The organism is Kitasatospora sp. NPDC054939, from assembly GCF_053610105.1.
In genome coordinates this window covers 1-20,985 of the sequence record NZ_JBSGXP010000151.1, presented here as the reverse complement: position 1 = coordinate 20,985, position 20,985 = coordinate 1, and the positions used below count along the sequence as shown (strand labels likewise).

The following is a 20,985-nucleotide window of genomic DNA, read 5'->3' as shown; positions in this document are numbered from 1 at the left end:
GGGGGGGGGGGCCGCGGGGGCCCCGGGGGGGGGGGGGGGGGGGGGGGCGGCCGTGCTCCCGGGGGGGGGGGGGGGGGGGGGGGGGGCCCCCCCCCCCCCCCCCCGGGCGGGAGGGTGGGGCAGGTGGTCAGCAGTGCCGTACGGCGGGGTGCCGTACCGGGCGGTGCCGGGCGGCGGGGTGGCGGGCGGCACGCGGGTGCCGCCCGGTGGTGCCTGCCCCGTGGGATCGCGATGCGCCGAGCAGCCGCGGCCCCACGGGGCGGTCCGGTGGTGCCGCGCGGGGGGCCGGACCGACCGGCCGCCCCCGCGGCGGTCAGTCGCCGAGCGCCGCGCGGGCGTCGACGAAGGCGGCGACGGCGCGCTCGACGTCCTCGGTCGAGTGCGCAGCGGAGAGCTGCACCCGGATCCGGGCCTGGCCGTGCGGGACGACCGGGTAGGAGAACCCGATCACGTACACGCCGCGCTCCAGCAGCAGTTCGGCGAGCCGGCCGGCCCTGGCCGCGTCGCCGATCATGACCGGGGCGATCGCGTGGTCGCCGGGCAGGATCTCGAAGCCGGCCTCGGTCATCCGCGAGCGGAACAGCGCGGTGTTGGCGGCCAGCCGCTCGCGCAGCTCGTTCGACTGCTCGACCAGGTCGAGGACCTTGAGCGAGGCGGCGGCGATCACCGGGGCGAGCGAGTTGGAGAACAGGTACGGGCGCGAGCGCTGGCGCAGCAGGGCGACGATCTCGCGGCGGGCGGCGACGTATCCGCCGGAGGCGCCGCCGAGGGCCTTGCCGAGGGTGCCGGTGATGATGTCGACGCGGTCCATCACGCCGTGCAGCTCGGGGGTGCCGCGGCCGCCCGCGCCGACGAACCCGACGGCGTGCGAGTCGTCGACCATGACCATGGCGTCGTAGCGGTCGGCGAGGTCGCAGATCTCGCGCAGCGGGGCGACGTAGCCGTCCATGGAGAAGACGCCGTCGGTGACGATCAGCCGGCGGCGGGCGTCGGCAGTGTCCTGGAGCTGCTTCTCCAGGTCGGCGAGGTCGCGGTTGGCGTAGCGGTGGCGGCGGGCCTTGGAGAGGCGGATGCCGTCGATGATGCTGGCGTGGTTGAGCGCGTCGGAGATGACGGCGTCGCGCTCGTCGAGGAGGGTCTCGAAGACGCCGCCGTTGGCGTCGAAGCAGGAGGAGTAGAGGATCGTGTCCTCCTGCCCGAGGAACGCCGAGAGGCGGTCCTCCAGCTCCTTGTGGACGTCCTGGGTGCCGCAGATGAAGCGGACGGACGCCATGCCGTAGCCCCAGCGGTCCAGGGCGTCCTTGGCGGCGGCGAGCACCTCGGGGTGGTCGGCGAGGCCGAGGTAGTTGTTGGCGCAGAAGTTGAGCACCTCGCCGGGGCGGCCGCCCGCGGTGACGGTGACGGCGGCGCTCTGCGGGGTGCCGATCACCCGCTCGGGCTTGAAGAGGCCGGCCTCGCGGATCTCGTCGAGCGTGGCGGCCAGGTCGTCGCGCAGGTTGTCGAACACAGCAGCTCCTAAACGGAAGTCTCAGGCGGTCCAGTCGAGGATGACCTTGCCGCAGCGTCCGCTCGCGGCGTCGTCGAAGGCGGCTTCGAAGTCGGTGGCGGCGTAGCGGCCGGTGATCACCGGGCGGAGGTCGAGGCCGCCCTCCAGCAGCACCGACATCGCGTACCAGGTCTCGAACATCTCGCGGCCGTAGATGCCCTTGATGGTGATCATGGAGGTGACGACGGAGGCCCAGTCGATCGGGAACTGCTCGGCGGGCAGGCCGAGCATGGCGATCTTCCCGCCGTGCGTCATGTTGGCGATCATCGACTGCAGCGCCTCGGGTCGGCCGGACATCTCCAGGCCGACGTCGAAGCCCTCGCGCAGGCCCAGCTTCTGCTGGCCCTCCTCGACGGTGTGCTCGGTGACGTTGAGGGCGAGCGTGACGCCGACCTCGCGGGCCAGGTCGAGGCGGTACGGGGAGACGTCGGTGATCATGACGTTGCGGGCGCCGGCGTGCTTGGCGACGGCGGCGGCCATGATGCCGATCGGCCCGGCGCCGGTGATCAGCACGTCCTCGCCGACCAGCGGGAAGGACAGCGCGGTGTGCACGGCGTTGCCGAAGGGGTCGAAGATCGCGGCGACGTCCAGGTCGACCGGCACCCGGTGCACCCAGACGTTGGTGGCGGGCAGCGCCACGTACTCGGCGAACGCGCCGTCCCGGCCGACGCCGAGGCCGACGGTGTTGCGGCACAGGTGGCGGCGGCCGGCCAGGCAGTTGCGGCACTTGCCGCAGACCAGGTGGCCCTCGCCGCTGACCAGGTCGCCGATCGCGATGTCCGCGACGCCGGCGCCGAGCTCGGCGACCTCGCCGACGAACTCGTGGCCGAGCACCAGCGGGGTGGTGATGGCCTGCTGCGCCCAGCCGTCCCAGTTGCGGATGTGCAGGTCGGTGCCGCAGATGCCGGTCCGCAGCACCTTGATCAGCACCTCGCCGGGGCCGATCTCGGGCTTGGGGACGTCCACCAGCCAGAGGCCGGGCTCGGCCTTCTGCTTGACGAGTGCCTTCACTGCGGCGGCTCCTGACAGGACGGAGGGACGGCCTGGTGTGGGCAGGCCGGCGTGGCCCGGCGGGCGGCGGCTCCCTGCCTCGCCCCGGGCACGAGCAATCTGCCTGGTGGGAGCGGGTGCGGTCCATCGAGGAATTCTTAAGGGCCGCCACAGCTGAGCTGAACGATCGTGCCCGAGGCGGGCCCCGCGCCCCGCTGCGGGCCTGCGCGGCGTGCCGGTCACCACCCGTTCGGGCGATCCGGACCGCGGGCGAACTCGGTTTCGTACGATGATCCTTGACGATCCGTAGCGGGTGCCCCGGGGCCTCCGCTATGGTCTGGACCAATTCTCGCGCTCGGCGGCCCCCGCCTCCCCCCGCGCACGCCCCCGGCCGCCCCCTGGAGTCGACATCAACGCCACGCGCCGCACCGGCGACACCACCCCGCTCACCCTCCCCGACCTGCTCGACCACCGGGCCGCCGGCCACCCCGGGCGGACCGCCCTGCTGGTACCCGGCGGCGGCAGCGTGACGTACGGGCAGTGGCGCGAGCAGGCCCTGCGGGCGGCGCACGGCCTGGCCCGGGCGGGCGTGCGGCCCGGCGACCGGGTCACCCTTCTGTTCACCAACCGCACCTGGGAGCAGTACGCCGTCGCGCTGCTCGCCGTCCACTACGCCGGCGCGGCGGCCCTGGTGGTCCGGGAGGACCTCTCCGCTGCCGACGTCACCCGCCTGGTCGAGCTCGCCGACGCGCGCTGGACCCTGCGCGGCACCGACCGGCCCGCCCCCGCAGGCCCCGCACCGGACGGCCCCGGCCCCGGCCCCGCCACCGACCTGGCCCTGGCGGACCTGCTCGCCGCGCCGCCCGCCACGGACCCGCCCGACCGCGCCCCGCACCGCCCCGGGCCCGACGACCTCGCCCAGATCATCGGCACCTCCGGCACCACCGGCACCCCCAAGGGCGTCGGCGCCGCCCACGGCAGCCTCACCGCCGGCCTGCGGCTCGACCCGCGCCCACGCCCCTACGCCCACTCCGGGCACGCCCTGCACGCCTTCCCGATCGGCACCAACGCCGCCCAGGTCGCCCTGCTGAACGCGCTCACCGGCCACCCCACCACGGTCTGCCTGCCGCGCTTCGACGCCGAGGAGTTCGGCCGCGCCGTCGCCCGGTACCGCGTCGGCACCGTCTTCCTGGTGCCCTCGATGGCCGCCGAACTGATCGACTCCGGCACCGCCGACCGCCACGACCTCGGCAGCGTGCTGCTCGTCAGCTGCTCCGCCGCCGCCCTGCCCGGCGCGGTCGCCGCCGGACTCGCCCGGGCCCTGCCCGGGGCCACCCTGGTCAACACCTACACCTCCGCCGAAGCCTCCCCCGCCCAGATCTCCGCCGTCGTCGACGCCGCCCGCCCCGGCTCCGTCGGCCGCCCCGCCGACCCCGCCGACCTGCGCGTCCTCACCCCCGACGGCACGCCCGTACCGCCCGGCGGCACCGGCGAGATCTGGCTGCGCCAACCCGGCCCGCCCCGCCGCTACGTCGGCGACGGCGCCCGCAGCGCCGCCGTCTTCCGGGACGGCTGGGTCCGGATGGGCGACCTCGGCCGGCTCGACGACGCCGGCTACCTATACCTCGTCGACCGCGAGAGCGACCTCATCAAGTCCGGCGCGCTCAAGGTCTCCACCCTGCGGATCGAGGAGGTGCTGCACGAGCACCCGCAGGTCGCCGACGCGGCGGCCCTCGGCGTGCCGCACCCGGTGATGGGCAGCGTGCCGGTCGCGGCGGTCGTCCCGGCGGCCGGCGGGCTCGACCCGGACGACCTGCGGCTCTTCCTCAGCACCCGGCTCGCCCGCCCCGAACTGCCGGTGCGGATCCTGCTCACCGACTCGCTGCCGCGCAACCCCAGCGGCAAGGTCGTCAAGCACGAACTCCGCGCCCGCTTCGAGACCGCCGCCCCGGCCGGCGGCCGCGCACCGGACACCGCCGCCGAACGCACTCTCGCCCGGCTCTGGCAGCGCGTCCTGGCCCGACCCGTGCGCACCGTCGAGGAGGAGTTCTTCGCCCTCGGCGGCGACAGCTTCCGGGCCGTCCAACTGGCCGCCGCGATCTCCGGGGAGTTCGGGGTCGCGGCCGGCACCGCCCTGGTCTTCGAACGGCCCTCGCTGCGCGCCCAGGCCGCCTGGCTCGCCGACGCCGCACCCGTACCCGTACCCGACGACACGGACACCGCGGTCGGCACCGCCACCGCCACCGGCGGCGCAGCGCCCGCCGACACCGGAGCCGGCGCCGGAGCAGCGCCCGCCCCCGTGTCGCCGTTCCTCGCCGAACTGCGCGCCCAGGCCCACGAGGTACCGCTCACCTCGCAGCAGGAGAACTTCCTGCGCTGGACCGCCGAGGCGCCCGGCCGCAACGTCGGCGTGATCCCCGTGGTGTTCCGGGTCCGCGACCCGCTGGACACCGGGGTGCTGCGGCGGGCCCTGCTGGAGGCCGTCCACCGCCACCCCGCCCTGCGCACCCGCTTCGCACCGGTGCCCGGCGCCGCCCCCGGCGTGCTGCGCGCCGTCGTCGACGAGCAGCCGCAGGCCGACGTCCTGCTGCTGGACGCCACCGGGCTGGACGACGACCAGGTCTCCGCGCGCCTGATCGCCGAACGCGACCGCCCCACCGACCCCGCCGCCGGCCCGATGACCCGGCTGGTGGTGGCGAGCCGCGGCCCACGGGACCACGTCGTACTGCTGGCCGTCCACCACCTGGTCGCCGACGGCTGGTCGGTCGGCGTCCTGCTGCAGGAACTCGGCGTCCTGTACTCGGCGTTCCGGCGCGGACGGCCCGCCCCGCCCGGCCGCCCCGGCCCCGCGTACGGCGAACTCGTCGCCTGGTCCAACGCCCACTGGCCCACCTCCCGGCGGCACTTCGCCCGCGCCCTGGCCGGCGCCCCCGAGGGGATCGGCCCGTTCCCCGGGCGGCAGGACGTCGAGACCGCCCTGATCGGCGCCCACCGCTTCACCGTCCCCGCCGAACGGGCCGCCGCCCTGCGCGAGCGCGCCACCGAGCTGGGCGCCACCCCCTTCCTCGCGCTGGCCGCGGTGTGGAGCGGCCTGCTCGCCGCGCACAGCGGAGCGACCGACCTCGTCCTGATGACCCCGGTGCCCGGACGGACCAGGCCCGAGGCCGAGCGGGTGATCGGCTGCTTCGTGCAGTCCCTGCTGCTGCGTGTGGACGCCACCGGCTCCCCCGGCTTCGCCGAACTGCTGGACCGGGTCCGCACCGCCTCCACCGCCGCGCTCGACCACCAGCTCTACCCCTTCGCCGAGTTCAGCCCGCAGGTGCCGTTCGCCGCCTGGCTGCGCTACGAGAGCTGGAACGCCCCCGCCCAGCTCCCCGGCCTCGCCTGCACCGAGTGGGAGCTGCCGCGCAACGTCACGCAGCCCTGGCCGATGCCCGGCGGCGACCGCCACGTCCCCGAGCTGATGGCCTCCGAGCAGCCCGACGGCAGCCTGCGCTGCTGGCTGCGCCACAACGAGCACGCCTTCGCCCCGGACGCCGTCGCCGCACTGGCCGACGCGTTCCTGGCAGCCCTCGACGCGGCGGTGGGCGCGGCGGTGAGGGTGGCGGCCGGGGCGCCGGTCGGTACGGCGGTGGTCGCGCCGGTGGGGGCACCCCCGAACGGGTGAGGCCGCCGGGCGTACCCGCGGGGAGCCGCATACCGTGGCGAGCACCCCGCGGGCGTCCGCCGAGCGGCGCCCCGGGGGCCGTCCCCGCCCAGAGAGGCGCCCCCATGACCAGCAACCGCCGCCGCCCCGGCCCGAGGAGCGCCCTCCCGCTGCGGACCGCCGTCGCCGCGCTCGGAACCGCCGGGCTGCTGGCCGCGGGCTGCACCGCCCCGCCCCCGTCGGCCGGCCCCGGCGCCGCCCCGGCCCCCGCCGCCCAGGTCGACCCCGTCCTCGCCACCACCGCGGCCGACCGGGTCCAGGAGCAGATCGAGGCGCTGCTGGCCACCTACCCCGACGGCTACCGGCCCGGCGTCGTCGTCGCCGTCGACATACCCGGCCACCTCTCCTTCACCCGGCGGATCGGCGCCCCCTTCACCCTCGAACCGGCCGTCGGCGACACCCCGCTCGACCTGCCGACCCCCGCCAGCGAGGTGCGGATCGGCACCATGACCACCTCCTTCACCGTGACCGCCCTGCTCCGGCTGGTCGACCAGGGCCTGGTCGCCCTCGACGACCCCGTCGCCGACTACGTCCCCGACGTGCCGAACGGCGAGCGGATCACCCTGCGCCACCTGGCCGGCATGCGCAGCGGGCTCTTCCCGTACGAGGCGGACGAGGCCTTCGCTGCCGCCGTCGGGGCCGACCCGGAACGGGAGTTCACCCCCCGCGAGCTGCTCGCCCACAGCTTCGCCCACGCCGTCCTGTTCGAACCCGGCATCGCCCAGCAGGAGAACCTCACCAACACCGTGCTGCTGGAACTCGTGGTGGAGGAGGTGACCGGCCGGCCGATCCGCGAGGTGGTCCGCGGCGACGTCGTCCCGGCCCAGAACGCCTCCGACTTCGCCATCCCCGCGGACAGCACGCTCAGGCCCCAGACGGCCCACGGCTACGCCCTCAACCTCTCCGGGGGCCTGGTGGACGCCTCCGAGCTCAACCCCTCCTGGATGGGCGGCCTCGGCCCGATGGTCGCGAACGTCTCCGGCCTCCAGGGCTGGGCGCGGGCGCTCGCCACCGGCGAGGGGCTCAGCGAACGCACCCAGGCCGAACGCACGGTGATGCGGGCCACCGCCCGCCCCGGCGTCACCTACGGCCTCGGGATCCGCGAGATCAACGGCTGGGTCGGCTACACCGACTCGACCCCGGGCTACGAGAGCGTGGCCCTCTACCTGCCGGAGGAACGCGCCACCGTCGCCGTCCTCGTCAACAGCTGGATCCTGAACCCCTTCGGCATCGAGCCCTCGACCCTGGTCGTCCAGGCCGTCACCGAGCAGCTCTTCCCCGACCACCCGTACGTCTTCCCGGGCTGACCGCCCCTGGGAGCCGACCCTCCCTCAGGGCAGCACCCGCCGTCACCCCACGAACGGGCCAGCTCACCGGGCGTACCCGCGGGGAGCCGCCTACGTTGGCGAGCAGTCCCGCCGCCCCCGCGGAGCGCCGCTCCGGGGCGCGCCCCCGTCCGTCCAGAGAGGCCACCCATGACCCGGAACCGTCGGCTGCGGACGGCCGTGCCCACCCTCGCCCTGGCCGGCCTGCTGGCCGCCGCCTGCTCCGGGCCCTCGCCGCAGGCCACCGGACCCGCACCCGCGACGGCCCTCCCCGCGAAGGCCGACCAGTCACCGAGCGGCAGCGCCACCGGCGGCACCCTCGTCCCGCTCGGCCCGGACGTCAACGCCCAGCTGGACGCCGCGATCCAGCAGGCGATGACCCAGGCCGGCGTGCCCGGGGCCGTCGTCTCGCTCACCTCGCCCGGCAGCGAGGGCTACGAGAAGGCCTTCGGGGTCGCCGACACGGCCACCGGTCAACCGATGACCACCGCGGTCAACCACCGCATGGGCAGCGTCACCAAGACCTTCACCGTCACCGCCCTGCTCCGCCTCGTCGACCAGCAGAAGCTCGGCCTGGACGACACCATCGGCAGCTACGTCTCGGGCGTGCCCAACGGGGACCGCATCACCCTGCGCCAGCTCGCCGGCATGCGTAGCGGGCTCTACCCGTACACCTCGGACGAGCAGTTCGTGAACACGCTGCTGGCCGACCCCCAACGGCCGTTCACCCCACAGGAGTTGCTGACGTACAGCTTCAAGCACCCGGTGGACTTCGAACCCGGCGCCGCGTTCGAGTACTCCAACACCAACACGGTGCTGCTCGGCCTGGTCGTCGAACAGGTCGGCGGGCAGTCGCTCGGCGAGTTCATCAGGGAGCAGGTCTCCGAGCCCGCCGGGCTCAAGAAGACGATCTTCCCGGTCGGCTCCGAGTTCCCCGACCCGCACGCCCAGGGCTACACCAACCAGACCCCGGACGGGCAGACCGCCAACGCCACAGGCTGGAACCCCTCCTGGGGCTGGGCAGCCGGCGCGATGATCTCCGACCTGCCCGACCTGAAGACCTGGGCCACCGTCCTGGCCACCGGCACCCTGCTCACCCCCGCCACCCAGGCCCAGCGGCTGGACTTCCCCGACATGGGCACCCCCGGTACCTCGTACGGCCTCGGCATCTTCGAGAACCACGGCTGGATCGGCCACAACGGCTCGCTGCCCGGCTACCAGACCGTCGTGGTCCGCCTGCCCGCCGCCCAGGCCGACCTGGTGATCATGACCAACACCGACACCTCCTACCAGGGCGAGGAGCCGTCGACCCTGCTCGCCCGGGCGATCACCCGGATCGTCTCGCCCGGCAACGTCTACGACTTCCCGTCCGCCTCGGCCTCCGCATCGCCCACCCTCTCCCCGGCCGCCGCCGCCTGAGCACCCGGAACCGACCCGAGGAACCCCCGATGACCAGAACCCCGCTGCTGCGCGCCGCCGTTCCCGCGCTGGCCCTGGCCGGCCTGCTCACCGCCTGCTCCGGCCCCGCGCCCCGACCCGCCGGACAGGCCCCCGCGTCCGCCGTGCCCGCGGCCAACAACCAGCCGACGGCGACCCCGACGGCCGGGGCGAGCGGCCCCGTCAAGGCGCTCACGCCCGAGGTCATGTCGGAGGTCGTCACGGCGATCCAGCAGGTGCAGCAGGCCGCGAACGTGCCCTGCGTCGCGTACGCCGTGTTCGACGCCAACAACCAGGGCGGCGCGGGCACCATGGGCGTCACCGACCGCACCACCGGCCGGGCGTGCACCGGCGTCCTCCCGATGCGGATCGGCAGCGTCACCAAGACCTTCACCGTCACCGGCCTGCTGCGGCTCGTGGACCAGGGCAAGGTCGGCCTGGACGACACCATCGGCAAGTACATCCCGGGCGTGCCCAACGGCGACCGCATCACCCTGCGCCAACTCGCCGAGATGCGCAGCGGCCTGTACTCCTACACCTTCGACCCGGACTTCGCGAACGCCCTGGAGTCCGACCCGACCCGCCAGTTCACCCCGCCCGAACTGCTCGCCTACAGCTTCAAGCACCCGGTCGTCTTCGAGCCCGGCGCCCGGTTCCAGTACTCCAACACCAACACCGTCCTGCTCGGGCTCGTCGTCGAACAGGTCGGCGGCAAGCCGCTGAACACCTTCCTCCAGGAGGAAGTGATCAGCAAGGCCGGCCTGACCGGCACCCTCTTCCCCGTCGACGCCGCCCACCCCGCGAGCATGCCGCACGGCTACACCGACCAGACACCCGACGGCCAGGTCGTCGACGCGACCGACTGGAACCCGTCCTGGGCCTGGGCCGCCGGCGCGATGATCTCCCAGCGGGACGACCTCACCACCTGGGCCAAGGTGCTCGCCACCGGCACCCTGCTCACCCCCAAGACCCAGGCCGAACGACTCGCGATGCTCCCCACCGGCATCGGCACCACCCGCTACGGCCTGGCCATCTTCGACAACAACGGCTGGATCGGCCACAACGGCTCGCTCCCCGGCTACGAGAGCCTGGTGCTCTACCAGCCCGCGTCCAGGACCACCCTGGTGGTCCAGCTGACCACCGACATCACCTACCAGGGCGAGGAGCCGTCCACGGTCTTCGGCAAGGCGATCACCCAGATCATCTCCCCGAACAACGTCTACGACCTCCCTCCCGAGCCCAGCACCTCCCCCACCGCCTCCGCCTCCCCCACACCCCCCGGCTCCCCGACCACCCCCGTCCCCCCGACCACCCCCACCCCGCCGCCGACCCCGGGGCAGTCCTGACCCCCACGGAGCGGCCCGACCGACAGGGGCCCCGCCACCCGCTGGAAGACCTCTCGTAGACTTGCGTGCTCGGAAACGCAGACGGGGGCCCGTGAAAGCAACCGCACGCCGGCTACCACCGCTGGGCGCCGGAAGGCAGGCCGCGGGCCACGCCCTGCTGAGCATGCTGGACGACCCCCTGGCGCCTCGACTCTGCGTGGTCGGCGGGCCACCCGGCATCGGCAAGACCCACCTGCTGTCGTGGCTCGCCACCGCCTGCACCGGCCCGGACGTACCGCCGCGCCAACGCCCGGACGCTTGTATGTCGCTTGGGGGTATGGACGTTCACAGTGCAGTCTGGGTGCTCGCATCCCGCCTCGGCGTGCATACCACCACCGCATCTGAACTCGTCGCAGCCACAGGTGCCTTGAATAGGCCGATTCTGCTCTTCCTCTGCGACCTCAACCGCGCTGCCGAGCCGGATGCCGTCACCGATCAGTTGCTGCGCCCTCTCGTGGTTGTGCCAGATCTCCGACTGGTGCTGGAGGGCGGGCCCGCGCTCGCCGAAGGGGCCGCGCTCCTGGCCCTCGACCAGCCCGTGTGGACCGATCCAGTCCGGTTCACGGCCTGGTACGTGAAACTGTGCGCCGACTCCCCGGTCGACGCGACCGACGTGTACCCCAACCCCGGAGCAGCCCTGATCGCCTCGAAGGTGCCGGCCGGAGCCGCAGTGGACCTGACGGCCGGCGTCGTCGGCAGTTGGTGGGCTGCACTCCCTTCCCCGGCGCGATCGGCTGTCGCAGTGCTCGCGGACGCCGCACAGCCGCTCACGCGCGACGAGTGGTCCGCCGTCGCCGGAACAGAGCCTGTCAGGGTCGCTTCGCAGTTGCTGCCACCGGACTCACCCACCCGCGCGAAGTGGTGGGTGGCGCCAGGACCACTCCGCGACTCGGTGACGGACAACAGGTCGGTACCGGACCCCGTGTCCGCGGCCCGCGCGCTCGCAGCAAGAATCCCCCGGGGCTCCGACGGCTCACCGGATCTGGCGCGCAGCACGCCGGAAGAACTTGGCACGCTCCTCCGGGAGGCAGTCCGCGCAGACCTTGCGCCGCAACTCCTCGACGACCCGGACTTCCTGGTTCACGCCGACCCCGTTGCCGTGACCGCAGCGTCACCGCTGCGGAAGTCGGGCGGGGGCCGTATGCCGGACTGGTCCTCGTCGCGGACACGGCCGGCCGGATACGCACGGTCAACCCCCGTCGCCGAATCTCGGCAGTGGGCGCAGCGTCGAGCGAGACCGTGTCGGGGTTCGATCCCACGCACCGCCCGCACCGTGCGTCGATTCCGCGTTCCCCATGACCCCCCGATCACCACGCATCGACCCCCACCCTAACCGGACTGACGTTCGCAATAACGTGGCAACCCGTCAGGGAGGGAACCGGTCAGCCGCCCCCGGCGTGCGGTGGGCCCCGCCTCCGGTGGCGGCCGGGGCCGGGGCGCTATGTGAGGCGGTCGGCGGCTTCGTCCTCGGTGAGGGCGTCGATCTCGGCGATCAGGAGGGCTTCGATGCGGGTGGCGAGGGCGGCGGGGGTGGGGCTCTCGAAGACGTCGCGGAGGGGAATCTCCAGGCCGAGGCCGGCGCGGATACGGGCGGCGACCCGGGTCACCAGGAGGGAGTCGGCGCCGAGTCGGAAGACGTCGTCGAGGGCGCCGACCTTCGGCAGGCCGAGGACCTCCTGCCAGAGGTCGGCGACCAGGGCCTCGGCGTCGGTGCGGGGGGCCAGGTAGGTGGCGGCGCCGGCGCTCGGGTCGGGGTCGGGCAGGGCGGCGGTGTCGAGCTTGCCGTTGGGGGTGAGCGGGAGGGTGTCGAGCGGGACGACCGCGTCGGGGACCATGTACGCGGGCAGCCGCACGGAGAGGTATTCGCGCAGGTCGGCGGCGGGGGTGCGGGTGCCCGGGCGCAGGACGGCCCAGGCGAGCAGGCGGCGGCCGTCGCGGACCAGCGCGGCCGCGCGGGCGACGGCCGGGTGGGCGGTCAGGGCGGCCTCGATCTCGGCAGGTTCGATCCGGTAGCCGCGGATCTTCACCTGGTCGTCGGCGCGGCCCAGGAACTCCAGTTGTCCGTCGGTGCGCCAGCGGACGCGGTCGCCGGTGCGGTACATCGGGCCGCCGTCGCCGAACGGGTCGGGCGGGAAGGCGTCGGCGGTCAGCTCGGGGCGGGCGAGGTAGCCGCGGGCGAGGCCGCGGCCGCCGATGTGGAGTTCGCCCTCGGAGCCGGCGGGCAGCAGGGCGCCGCGGTCGTCGAGGACGTAGAGGCGGACGCCGGGCAGCGGGCGGCCCAGCGGGGGGCGGCCCGGCGAGGAGGAGCCTTGCGGGGCGGGGGTGCTGCCGGGGCCCGCGAGGTCGCCTGCGGTGACGATGACGGTGGCCTCGGTGGGGCCGTAGGTGTTGACCAGCCGGACGGTGTCGCCGTGCCGGGCGCGCCAGCGGGCGAGGGTGTCGGCGCGGGCCTCGGAGCCGCCGAGGACGACCAGGCGCAGCGACGCCGGCCAGGGGGCCTGGTCGTCGAGCGCGACCAGCTCCTGCCAGTAGGCGGTGGGCAGGTCGAGCACGGTGACGGCGCCGCCGTCGGGTCCGCGCAGCAGGTCGGGCAGCATCCGGCCGCCGCCGGGCAGCAGCACGACGCAGGCGCCGGCGGCGAGGGCGGGCCAGAGCTCCTCGGCGTGGGTGTCGAAGCCGATGGAGGCGAACTGGACGATGCGGTCGGCCGGTCCGAGGGCGTAGCCGTCGGGGCCGGCCATCCAGTGGACGCGGTCGGCGAGTGCGGCGTGCTCGACGGCGACGCCCTTGGGGGTGCCGGTGGAGCCGGAGGTGTAGAGGACGTAGGCGAGGCCGTCGGGGCGGCTGCCGGGCAGGTCCGCGGCGGGGGTGTGGGGAGCGGGCTGCGCGGTGACGTCCAGGACGGGTGCGCCGAGGTCGGGGTGGTCGCCGGCGGTGAGCAGCAGGGCGGCGTCGGCCTCGCGGATCATCAGCCGCTGCCGTTCGGCGGGGTGGGCGGGGTCGAGCGGCAGGTAGCCGGCGCCGGCCTTCCAGATCGCGAGGAGCGCGGTGACCAGGTCGAAGGAGGGGTCGATCCGGACGGCCACGGCCCGGTCGGCGACGGGGCCGAGGCGGCGGGCCAGGTCGTCGGAGGCGCGGTCGAGTTCGGCGTAGCTGCGGGTGCTCCCGGCGCAGGCCAGGGCGGGGGCGTCGGGGCGGGCGGCGGCCTGTTCGGCGAAGCGCCGCAGGATGCTGCGGACATCGGGTGCGGGGGCGGGTCCGGTGCCGAGGGCGAGCAGGTGGGCGTGCTCCTCGGGGTCGAGCAGCCAGTCGCCGTGCAGGGGCAGTTCGGGTTCGTCGACGACGCGGGTGAGCAGGCGGCGCAGGCGGCGGGCGAGGGCTTCGACGGTGGCGCGTTCGAGGAGTTCCCGGTCGAAGGTGAAGGAGAGCGTCATGCCGCCGTCGTCGGTGCGCCAACTGTCGAGCAGCAGGTCGGTCTTGGCGCGGTCGAAGCCGGAGTCCATGCTCGCGGTGCGGACGCCGGCGGGCAGCGGCGGGCGGGCGCCGGCGTCGGCCAGGTCGTACTGGCTCTGGTGGACGAAGACCGCCTGGTAGAGCGGGGATGCGCCGGGGCGGGCGGGGAGGCCGAGTTCGGCGGCGACCCGTTCGGCGGGGAGGTCCGGGTGGCCGAGGGCGGCGAGGGTGGCGGAGCGGACCCGGCGCAGGACGGTGCGGAAGTCGGGGGCGCCGGTGAGGTCGGCGCGGACGACGGCGGTGCGGCTGAAGTAGCCGATCAGGGCTTCGTGGGCGGTCTCGTAGCGGCCGGCGACGGGGGTGCCGACGGCGAAGTCCTCGGTGCCGGTCCAGCGGGCGAGCACGCTCTGGTAGGCGGCGAGCAGGACCATGAAGGGGGTGCAGCGCTGCTCGCGGGCCAGTTGGTCGAGGCCGGCGGTGAGTGCGGGGCCGAGCGCGAGGTCGGTGAATCCGGCCGGGTGGGTGGGGTGTTCGGGTCGCGGGTGGTCGAGCGGGAGGCTGAGCGGGGCGATCCCGGCCAGCCTGTCGGTCCAGCGGCGGAAGCCCTCCTCGGCGGCTCCGGCGGCCAGCCTGGCCTGTTCGGCGCGGGCGAAGTCGCCGTACTGGAGGGCGAGTTCGGGGAGGTCGGCGGGGGCCTCGCCGAGTTCGTCGCGGTAGAGGGCGAGCAGTTCGCGCCAGAGGACGGTGAACGACCAGCCGTCGGAGACGATGTGGTGCAGGACGAGGCAGAGGGCGTGCTCGTGCGGACCGGCGCTGATCAGGGCGGCGCGCAGGGGCGGGCGGGCGGCCAGGTCGAAGGGGGCGTTGACGTGGGGGGCGCAGGCCGCGGTGAAGCCGTCCTCGCCGGTGCCGACGGGGAGTTCGACCGTGGTGAGGTCGATCGGGCGGTTCGGCTCGACGAGTTGGACGGGCTCCTCGCCGTCGAGGGCGAAGCGGGTGCGCAGGACCTCGTGCCGGTCGGTGAGCCGGGTGAGGGCGGCGCGCAGGGCCCGCCGGTCGAGCGGGCCGCTCCAGCGCCGGTTGAGGTACATGGTGAAGCCGGCGTCCTCGGGGTGGAGCTGCTGGAGGAACCAGAGTCGGCGCTGTTCGCCGGTGAGCGGGTGGGCGGTGACGGTCGGGGTGGCGGCGGTCGAGGGCTCGGCGGGGTCGGTCGGGGCGGCGGGGTCGGTCGGGACGGCGGCGGTCATCGGCTCAACTCGTTCTTCGCGCGGGCGTGCAGGGTCTCCAGGCCGACCAGGTCGTCGGACTGGGCGTCCGGGACGTCGCGGTCGAACCGGGCCAGGACGGGGATGCAGAGGCTGATCAGGGCGAGGGCGGCCATGGCCAGCCCGAACAGGACGTAGAGCAGGCCGATGCCGCGGCCCTCCCCGGTGCCGATCAGGGCGCCGACGGTGCCGGCCAGGGCGCCGCCCTCGTCCATCAGGGGCTGGAGCAGCTTCGGGCCGAACGGGGCGACGAGCGCGAAGCCGACCGGCAGGGTGGACCAGGCGACCATGGTGTTGACCGCGATCACCCGGCCGTGGAAGCGCAGCGGCACCTTGGTCTGCACGATGGTCGCGTAGACGCCGTTGACCAGGGCGAGTCCGTACGTCATGCCGAAGGCGCCGAGTGCGACCACCCAGAGGGACGGCCCCAGTCCGGTGACCAGGCAGGCGGTGGCGAGGCCGACGGTGGCGAGCAGGACGCCGCGCAGCCGCAGCCGGCGGGGGCCGCCCCAGACCAGCAGGGTGAGGCCGCCGAGGACGGCCCCGGCGCCGGCGGCGGTGGAGACCCAGCCGGCCGCCGACAGCGGGGCGAAGGACAGCACCAGCGGGGTGACCAGCAGGAACAGCGGCGACAGGAAGATGTTGAGGACGGCGAACCAGAACAGCATGGCCCGGAAGTGCCGGCTGCCGAGCGCCTGCCGGAAGCCGGCCCTGATCTCGGCGGCGACGCTCTCCCGGCGGGTGGCGGGCATCACGTCGGGGAAGCGCACGGCGAGCGTGACGGCGGTGGCGAAGACGTAACTGGCGACGTCGAGGGCGAGGATGCCGCCGAGGCCGATCGCGTCGTACAGGCCGACGGCGACCAGGGGGACCAGGAACTGGGCGAGGCCGAAGGCCATCTGCACCACGCCGTTGGCGCGGCCGAGGTAGCGCTTGGGCACGAGTTGCGGCACCGCCGAGCCCCAGGCGACGCGTTGGAAGGCGAGGGCGGTGGAGAGGACGGCGATGAGGGCGTAGCAGTGCCAGACCTGAAGTCCGTCGCTGAGGAGGAGGGCGAGCAGGAGGGCCTGGGTGGCGCCGGCCGCGAGGTCGCCCGCGAGCATGATGCGGCGGCGGTCGCCGCGGTCGGCGACGGCGCCGGCCAGCGGGGCGGCGAGGATGCCGGGGACGAGTCCGCAGGCGGCGAGCAGGCCGAACTGGGCGAGCGAGCCGGTGGTCAGCAGGATCCAGATCGGCAGGGCGAATTCGGTGAGCGCCGAGCCGAGCATGGACATCTGCTGGCCGGAGGCGACGGCGAGGAAGCGGCCCATGGTGGGGCGGACGGGTGTGTCCGGCTTCCCGGAACGCCCGACAGGCGCGGCTGCGGGGGCGGCACCGACCGCGGGCCCGACGGGCTGTTCGGCAGTGGATCCGGCGGCGCGCGAGAGGCCCGCCAGCCACCAGGTGGCGCCCTCCGTACGCCGGTGGCGCTCCTCCTCGCCGGCCGCGATCGAGCGGTGCACGCCGGTGAGGATGTCGGCCAGTTCGGCGGCCCGGTACTTGAGGTAGAAGTGCCCGGCCTCGTCGAGGACCACCACGGCGGCGGTGCCGGTGAGCCGGTGCCACTCGCGGTAGCGCTCCTGGTAGAACTCGGTGGCCGGGTCGCGGTCGCCGCAGACCGCGATGACCGGGGCCTCGATGGTGCCGCCCGCGCTCTCGAAGAGCTCGCCGAAGTAGCGTTCGGCGCCCTTGGTGCCCGCGCGGCGGTTGCGGACGATCAGCCGCAGCTGCTCCTCCCCGATCTCGTCGGTGTCCAGTCCGGCCGCCGCCAGGGCGTTGATCATGCCCTGGTCGCTGCGCAGCCGGTCGGTGAGTTCGGCAAGGCGTTCGGCGACGGCGGAGCCGCGTCCTCGGGGGCGGGCGAACGGGAAGATGCCGCCGAGGTGGACGGCGTCGACGGCGCGTCCGGCCGCCTCCACCCGGCGGGCGATCTCCACGGTGAGCCGGACGCCGACCCCGCAGTGCCCGTACAGCACGAGCGGGCCGGGGACGTTCGCCACGATCTCCTCGGCGCAGAGCCGGGCGACCTCGTCGATGTCCATCGGTTCCTCGCCCAGTTCGTGGCCGGGGACGGCGATGGAGTGCAGCGCCCAGTCCGCGGGCAGGGCGTCGGCGAGCGGCTTGTAGATCAGCGCGCTTCCGCCGCCGTACGGGGCGCAGACGAGGCTGGCGGTGGTGCGGCGGCGTTCGGGGGTGAGCCGGTGCAGCAGGCGGCGCGGGCCGCGGTCGGCCTGCGGGGTGGCGACGAGTTCGGCGAGGCGGCGTACCGTCGGGTACTTGAAGAGGTCCATCACCCCGACGGGGGTGGCGAGTTCGGGGAAGGCCCGGCGCATCCGGGCGACCACCTGGGTGGCGAGCAGGGAGTGGCCGCCGAGGTCGAAGAAGTCGTCGGTGGCGCCGACCTCGGGCAGGCCGAGCAGGTCGGCCCAGATCGCGGCGATCGTCCGCTCGGTGTCGCCCTCGGGGGCGACGCGGGTGCCGGCGACGGGGGCGTCCTCGGGTTCCGGCAGGGCGGCCCGGTCGACCTTGCCGTGGGCGAGCAGCGGCATCCGGTCCAGGACCACGTACCGGGCGGGGACCATGTAGTCGGGCAGTGTCCGGGCCAGCGCGGTGCGCAGGTCGGCGGCGGGGGCGGGGGCGTCGCCGGGGTGCTCCAGGTAGGCGACCAGGTTCTGCCGGACGCCTTCGCCGCGGGCCAGCACCAGGGCCTGGGTGATGCCGGGCAGGGCGGTGAGGGCGGCCTCGATCTCGCCGGGTTCGACCCGGTAGCCGCGCACCTTGATCTGGTGGTCGGCGCGGCCGAGGTAGTCGAGGGTGCCGTCGGGGCGCCACCGGGCGAGGTCGCCGGTCCGGTACATCCGGGCGCCGGGCGCGTCGGCGTACGGGTCGGGCAGGAAGCGCTGGGCGGTCAGGTCCGGGCGGCCGAGGTAGCCGCGGGCGAGCCGGTCGCCGCCGAGGTACAGCTCGCCGGTGACGCCGGGCGGGACCGGGTGCAGTGCGGCGTCGAGGACGTAGCAGCGGCCCCCGGCGAGCGGGGTGCCGATCGGGGTGGCGCCGGGTTCCTCCGAGCCGGCGGCGGTGACCTCTTGGACGGTGATGCCGACCGTGGCCTCGGTGGGGCCGTAGTGGTTGAACACCGCGCACTGCCCGAGCGCGGCGATCCGGGCGGCCCAGGACCAGGTGCTGGCCTCGCCGCCGAGGACCAGCGCGCGGCGGGGCAGCAGCCGTTCGACGGGGGCGTCGGCGGTGAGCGCGGCGAGGTGCGAGGGGGTCATCTTGAGGTAGTCGAGGCCGGTCCGCTCGATCTCCTCGGCGAGTTCCACCCCGGCGATGCGGCGCGGCAGCAGGTGGACCTGCCCGCCGGTGGTGAGCGCCAGGTACAGCATGGTGATGCTGAAGTCGAAGGAGAGCGACTGCAGCAGGCCGTAGCTCGCGCCGGGGACGATCCGCAGCCGTTCCCGGACGCCGGCCAGGTAGTTGAGGATCTGGCGGTGCTGCACCCCGACGCCCTTGGGGGCGCCGGTGGAGCCTGAGGTGTAGATGACGTACGCGAGGTGGTCGGGGCCGGACAGCTCCGGCAGCGGGGAGTCGTCGGCCGGCTCCGGCGCGGGGATGTCGGTGAGCAGTTCGGCGCCCTCGTACCCGGCGAAGTGCGGGCGCAGGGCGCGGTCGGTGACCAGGACCCGCACGCCGGCGTCGGCGACCAGCCGGGCCAGTCGGGCCGGCGGCTGCTCGGGGTCGAGCGGGAGGTAGCCGCCGCCGGCCTTGAGGACGGCGACCAGGGCGACGGCGAGGTCCGGGGACTGTTCGAGGCAGACCGCGACCCGGTCGTCCGCGCCGACGCCGAGTGCGCGCAGGCGGCGGGCCAGGGCGTTGGCGCGGCGGTCGAGTTCGCCGTAGCGGAGGGTCGCGTCGGCGAAGGCCAGGGCGGGGGCGTCGGGGGTGCGGGCGGCGGTGTCGGCGAGCAACCGGGTGAGGGTCGCCGGGCCGTCGGCGGGCAGCTCGGGCCCGGCCGCCCAACGGCCGAGCACGGTGGCCCGTTCGGTGTCGGTGAGCAGCGGGAGTTCGCCGATGAGCCGGTCGGGGTCGGCGACCGCGGCGGCGGTGAGCAGCCGGAAGCGTCCGGCGAACGCCTCGCCGGTGGCGGCGTCGAACAGGTCGGTGCGGTAGGTGAGCAGGCCGTAGAGGCCGCCGTCCTTCTTCTCGCGCATGTAGAGGGCGAGGTCGGCGTGGGTGGTGGTGGCCTCGTAGCCGAAGCCCTCCGCGGTGAGGGCGGCGGCGGCCTTGTCCCCGTAGTTCTGGAAGGCGAAGGTGGTCTGGAAGACGGCGGCGCGGCTGACGTCCCGCTCGACGGCCAGGTCGTTGACCATCTGCTCGAACGGCACCTCCTGGTGGGCGTAGGCGTCGAGCGTGGTCTCGCGGACCCGGCTCACCAGGCGGCCGAAGGACAGGTCGTCGGCGAGCCGGGCGCGGATCGGCAGCATGTTGACGAACGCCCCGACCACGCCTTCGAGTTCGCGGTGCAGGCGGCCGGCGACGGCGGAGCCGACGGCGAAGTCGTGCCGGCCGGCGTGCCGGCCGAGGAGCACCTGGAAGGCGGCCATCAGCACCATGTAGGTGGAGGCGCCGTAGGCCCGGGCCAGTTCGCCGATGCGGGCGGCGAGTTCGGCGTCCCAGTGGAACTCGGTCGCGGCGCCGTCGAAGGTGAGCAGCGGCGGGCGGGGGCGGTCGGTGGGCAGGTCCAGCGCGGGGACGCCGTCGAGTTCGGTGCGCCAGTGGTCGCGGGAGGCGGCGAGCCGGCCGCTGTCCAGGCGGGCCCGCTGCCAGTGCGCGTAGTCGCCGAACTGTACGCCCAGGGGCGGCAGTTCACCGGCTTCGCCGTGGGCGTGGTGGGCGTAGCGGAGGTCGATCTCGCGGTTGATGATGTCGATGGACCAGCCGTCGCAGACGATGTGGTGCATCACCAGGGCGAGGACGTGGTCGTCCTCGGCGAGCCGGATCAGCAGGGCGCGCAGCAGCGGGCCCTCGGCGAGGTCGAAGGGCTCGGCGAGGACGGCGGCGAGCTCCGCGGCGGCCCGGCGCTCGGGGTCGGCCGCGGGGGTGCCGGGGGCGGGGTCGGGGGTGCCGGGGGCGGGGGCGCCGGGGTCGGCGGTACCGGAGACGTCGACGAAGCGGACGGGCACCGGTCCGGGCTCGGCGATGTGCACCTCGGCGGTACCGGCCTCGGTGGTGCGGAAGGTCATCCGCAGGCCCTCGTGCCGGGCCACCAGGTCGGTGAGCGCGGCCTCCAGAGCGGGCCGGTCCAGGGGACCGCGGATCCGGCGGGCGGGCGCCAGCGCGTACGCGGTGCTGCCGGGCGCGAACTGGTCCATGAACCAGAGCCGCTCCTGGCCGCTGGAGAGCGGCGGCCGGGTGCCCGCCGGGCGGGGCTCGACGACCCTGGCGGGTGCGGCGGGCGCCGCGGCCCCGCGCAGGCGCTGGGCGAGCAGGGCGCGCTTGGTCGCGGACCAGTCGGCGGGCAGGTCCTGGGTATCCGTCATCTGAGTCCTTTCGTGGATATCCCCGGCTTCAGCCGGGGGAGGAGACGAAACTCCCGCGCAGCGGGGCAGAGGAAGCCGGATCACGGTCAAGGCGGTCCTGCGTAGCGGCAGCTGACGGTGCGTAATGCAGTCACATGCAGAAGTGTTAACGTGTGAGTCATGGCTACCACTCACGTGAAGCGGGCTTTCAAGTTCCGCTTCTACCCGACGGATGCGCAGGCGGCCGAGCTGTCGCGCACGTTCGGATGCGTGAGGCTGGTCTACAACCGGGCGCTGGCTGCCCGGTCCGAGGCGTGGAC

9 protein-coding genes are annotated in these 20,985 nt (G+C 74.7%); 5 read left to right on the top strand and 4 right to left on the bottom strand.

The genetic code is table 11. The annotated features are described in order from the left end of the window. Nucleotides 1-313 precede the first annotated feature (313 nt). Complete coding sequence (locus ACWGB8_RS31445) at nt 314-1,507, bottom strand: glycine C-acetyltransferase (protein WP_452217017.1); 1,194 nt, start codon at nt 1,505-1,507, stop codon at nt 314-316. Nucleotides 1,508-1,528: 21 nt separating this feature from the next. Continuing rightward, a complete protein-coding gene (tdh, locus tag ACWGB8_RS31440; protein ID WP_452217016.1) occupies nt 1,529-2,557 on the bottom strand; it encodes an L-threonine 3-dehydrogenase in 1,029 nt (342 codons plus the stop codon). A 292-nt stretch (nt 2,558-2,849) separates the two neighbouring features. Between tdh and ACWGB8_RS31435 the strand changes: the two genes are divergently transcribed. The 4 genes from ACWGB8_RS31435 (at nt 2,850) to ACWGB8_RS31420 (ending at nt 10,350) form a co-directional block, all read left to right on the top strand. Then, nucleotides 2,850-6,203, top strand: a complete 3,354-nt coding sequence (locus ACWGB8_RS31435) for an AMP-binding protein (RefSeq protein ID WP_452217015.1) — start codon at nt 2,850-2,852, stop codon at nt 6,201-6,203. A 104-nt stretch (nt 6,204-6,307) separates the two neighbouring features. After that, nucleotides 6,308-7,549, top strand: a complete 1,242-nt coding sequence (locus ACWGB8_RS31430; RefSeq protein WP_452217014.1) for a serine hydrolase domain-containing protein — start codon at nt 6,308-6,310, stop codon at nt 7,547-7,549. A gap of 168 nt (nt 7,550-7,717) precedes the next feature. After that, complete coding sequence (locus ACWGB8_RS31425; RefSeq protein WP_452217013.1) at nt 7,718-8,986, top strand: serine hydrolase; 1,269 nt, start codon at nt 7,718-7,720, stop codon at nt 8,984-8,986. Nucleotides 8,987-9,015: 29 nt separating this feature from the next. Further along, nucleotides 9,016-10,350: a serine hydrolase domain-containing protein gene (locus ACWGB8_RS31420; protein ID WP_452217012.1), complete on the top strand. Its 1,335-nt coding sequence runs from the start codon at nt 9,016-9,018 to the stop codon at nt 10,348-10,350. A 1,478-nt stretch (nt 10,351-11,828) separates the two neighbouring features. Here the strand turns inward: ACWGB8_RS31420 and ACWGB8_RS31415 are convergent. After that, on the bottom strand, nt 11,829-15,089 hold the full coding sequence (locus ACWGB8_RS31415; RefSeq protein WP_452217011.1) for an amino acid adenylation domain-containing protein: 3,261 nt from the start codon (nt 15,087-15,089) through the stop codon (nt 11,829-11,831). Continuing rightward, nucleotides 15,086-20,686 (bottom strand): amino acid adenylation domain-containing protein, encoded by a 5,601-nt coding sequence (locus ACWGB8_RS31410; RefSeq protein ID WP_452217010.1) that lies wholly within the window; start codon nt 20,684-20,686, stop codon nt 15,086-15,088. The genes ACWGB8_RS31415 and ACWGB8_RS31410 overlap by 4 nt, the downstream gene beginning before the upstream one ends. A 159-nt stretch (nt 20,687-20,845) precedes the next feature. Between ACWGB8_RS31410 and ACWGB8_RS31405 the strand changes: the two genes are divergently transcribed. Beyond that, nucleotides 20,846-20,985: helix-turn-helix domain-containing protein (locus ACWGB8_RS31405; RefSeq protein ID WP_452217018.1), on the top strand; the 140-nt coding region annotated here is incomplete at its 3' end.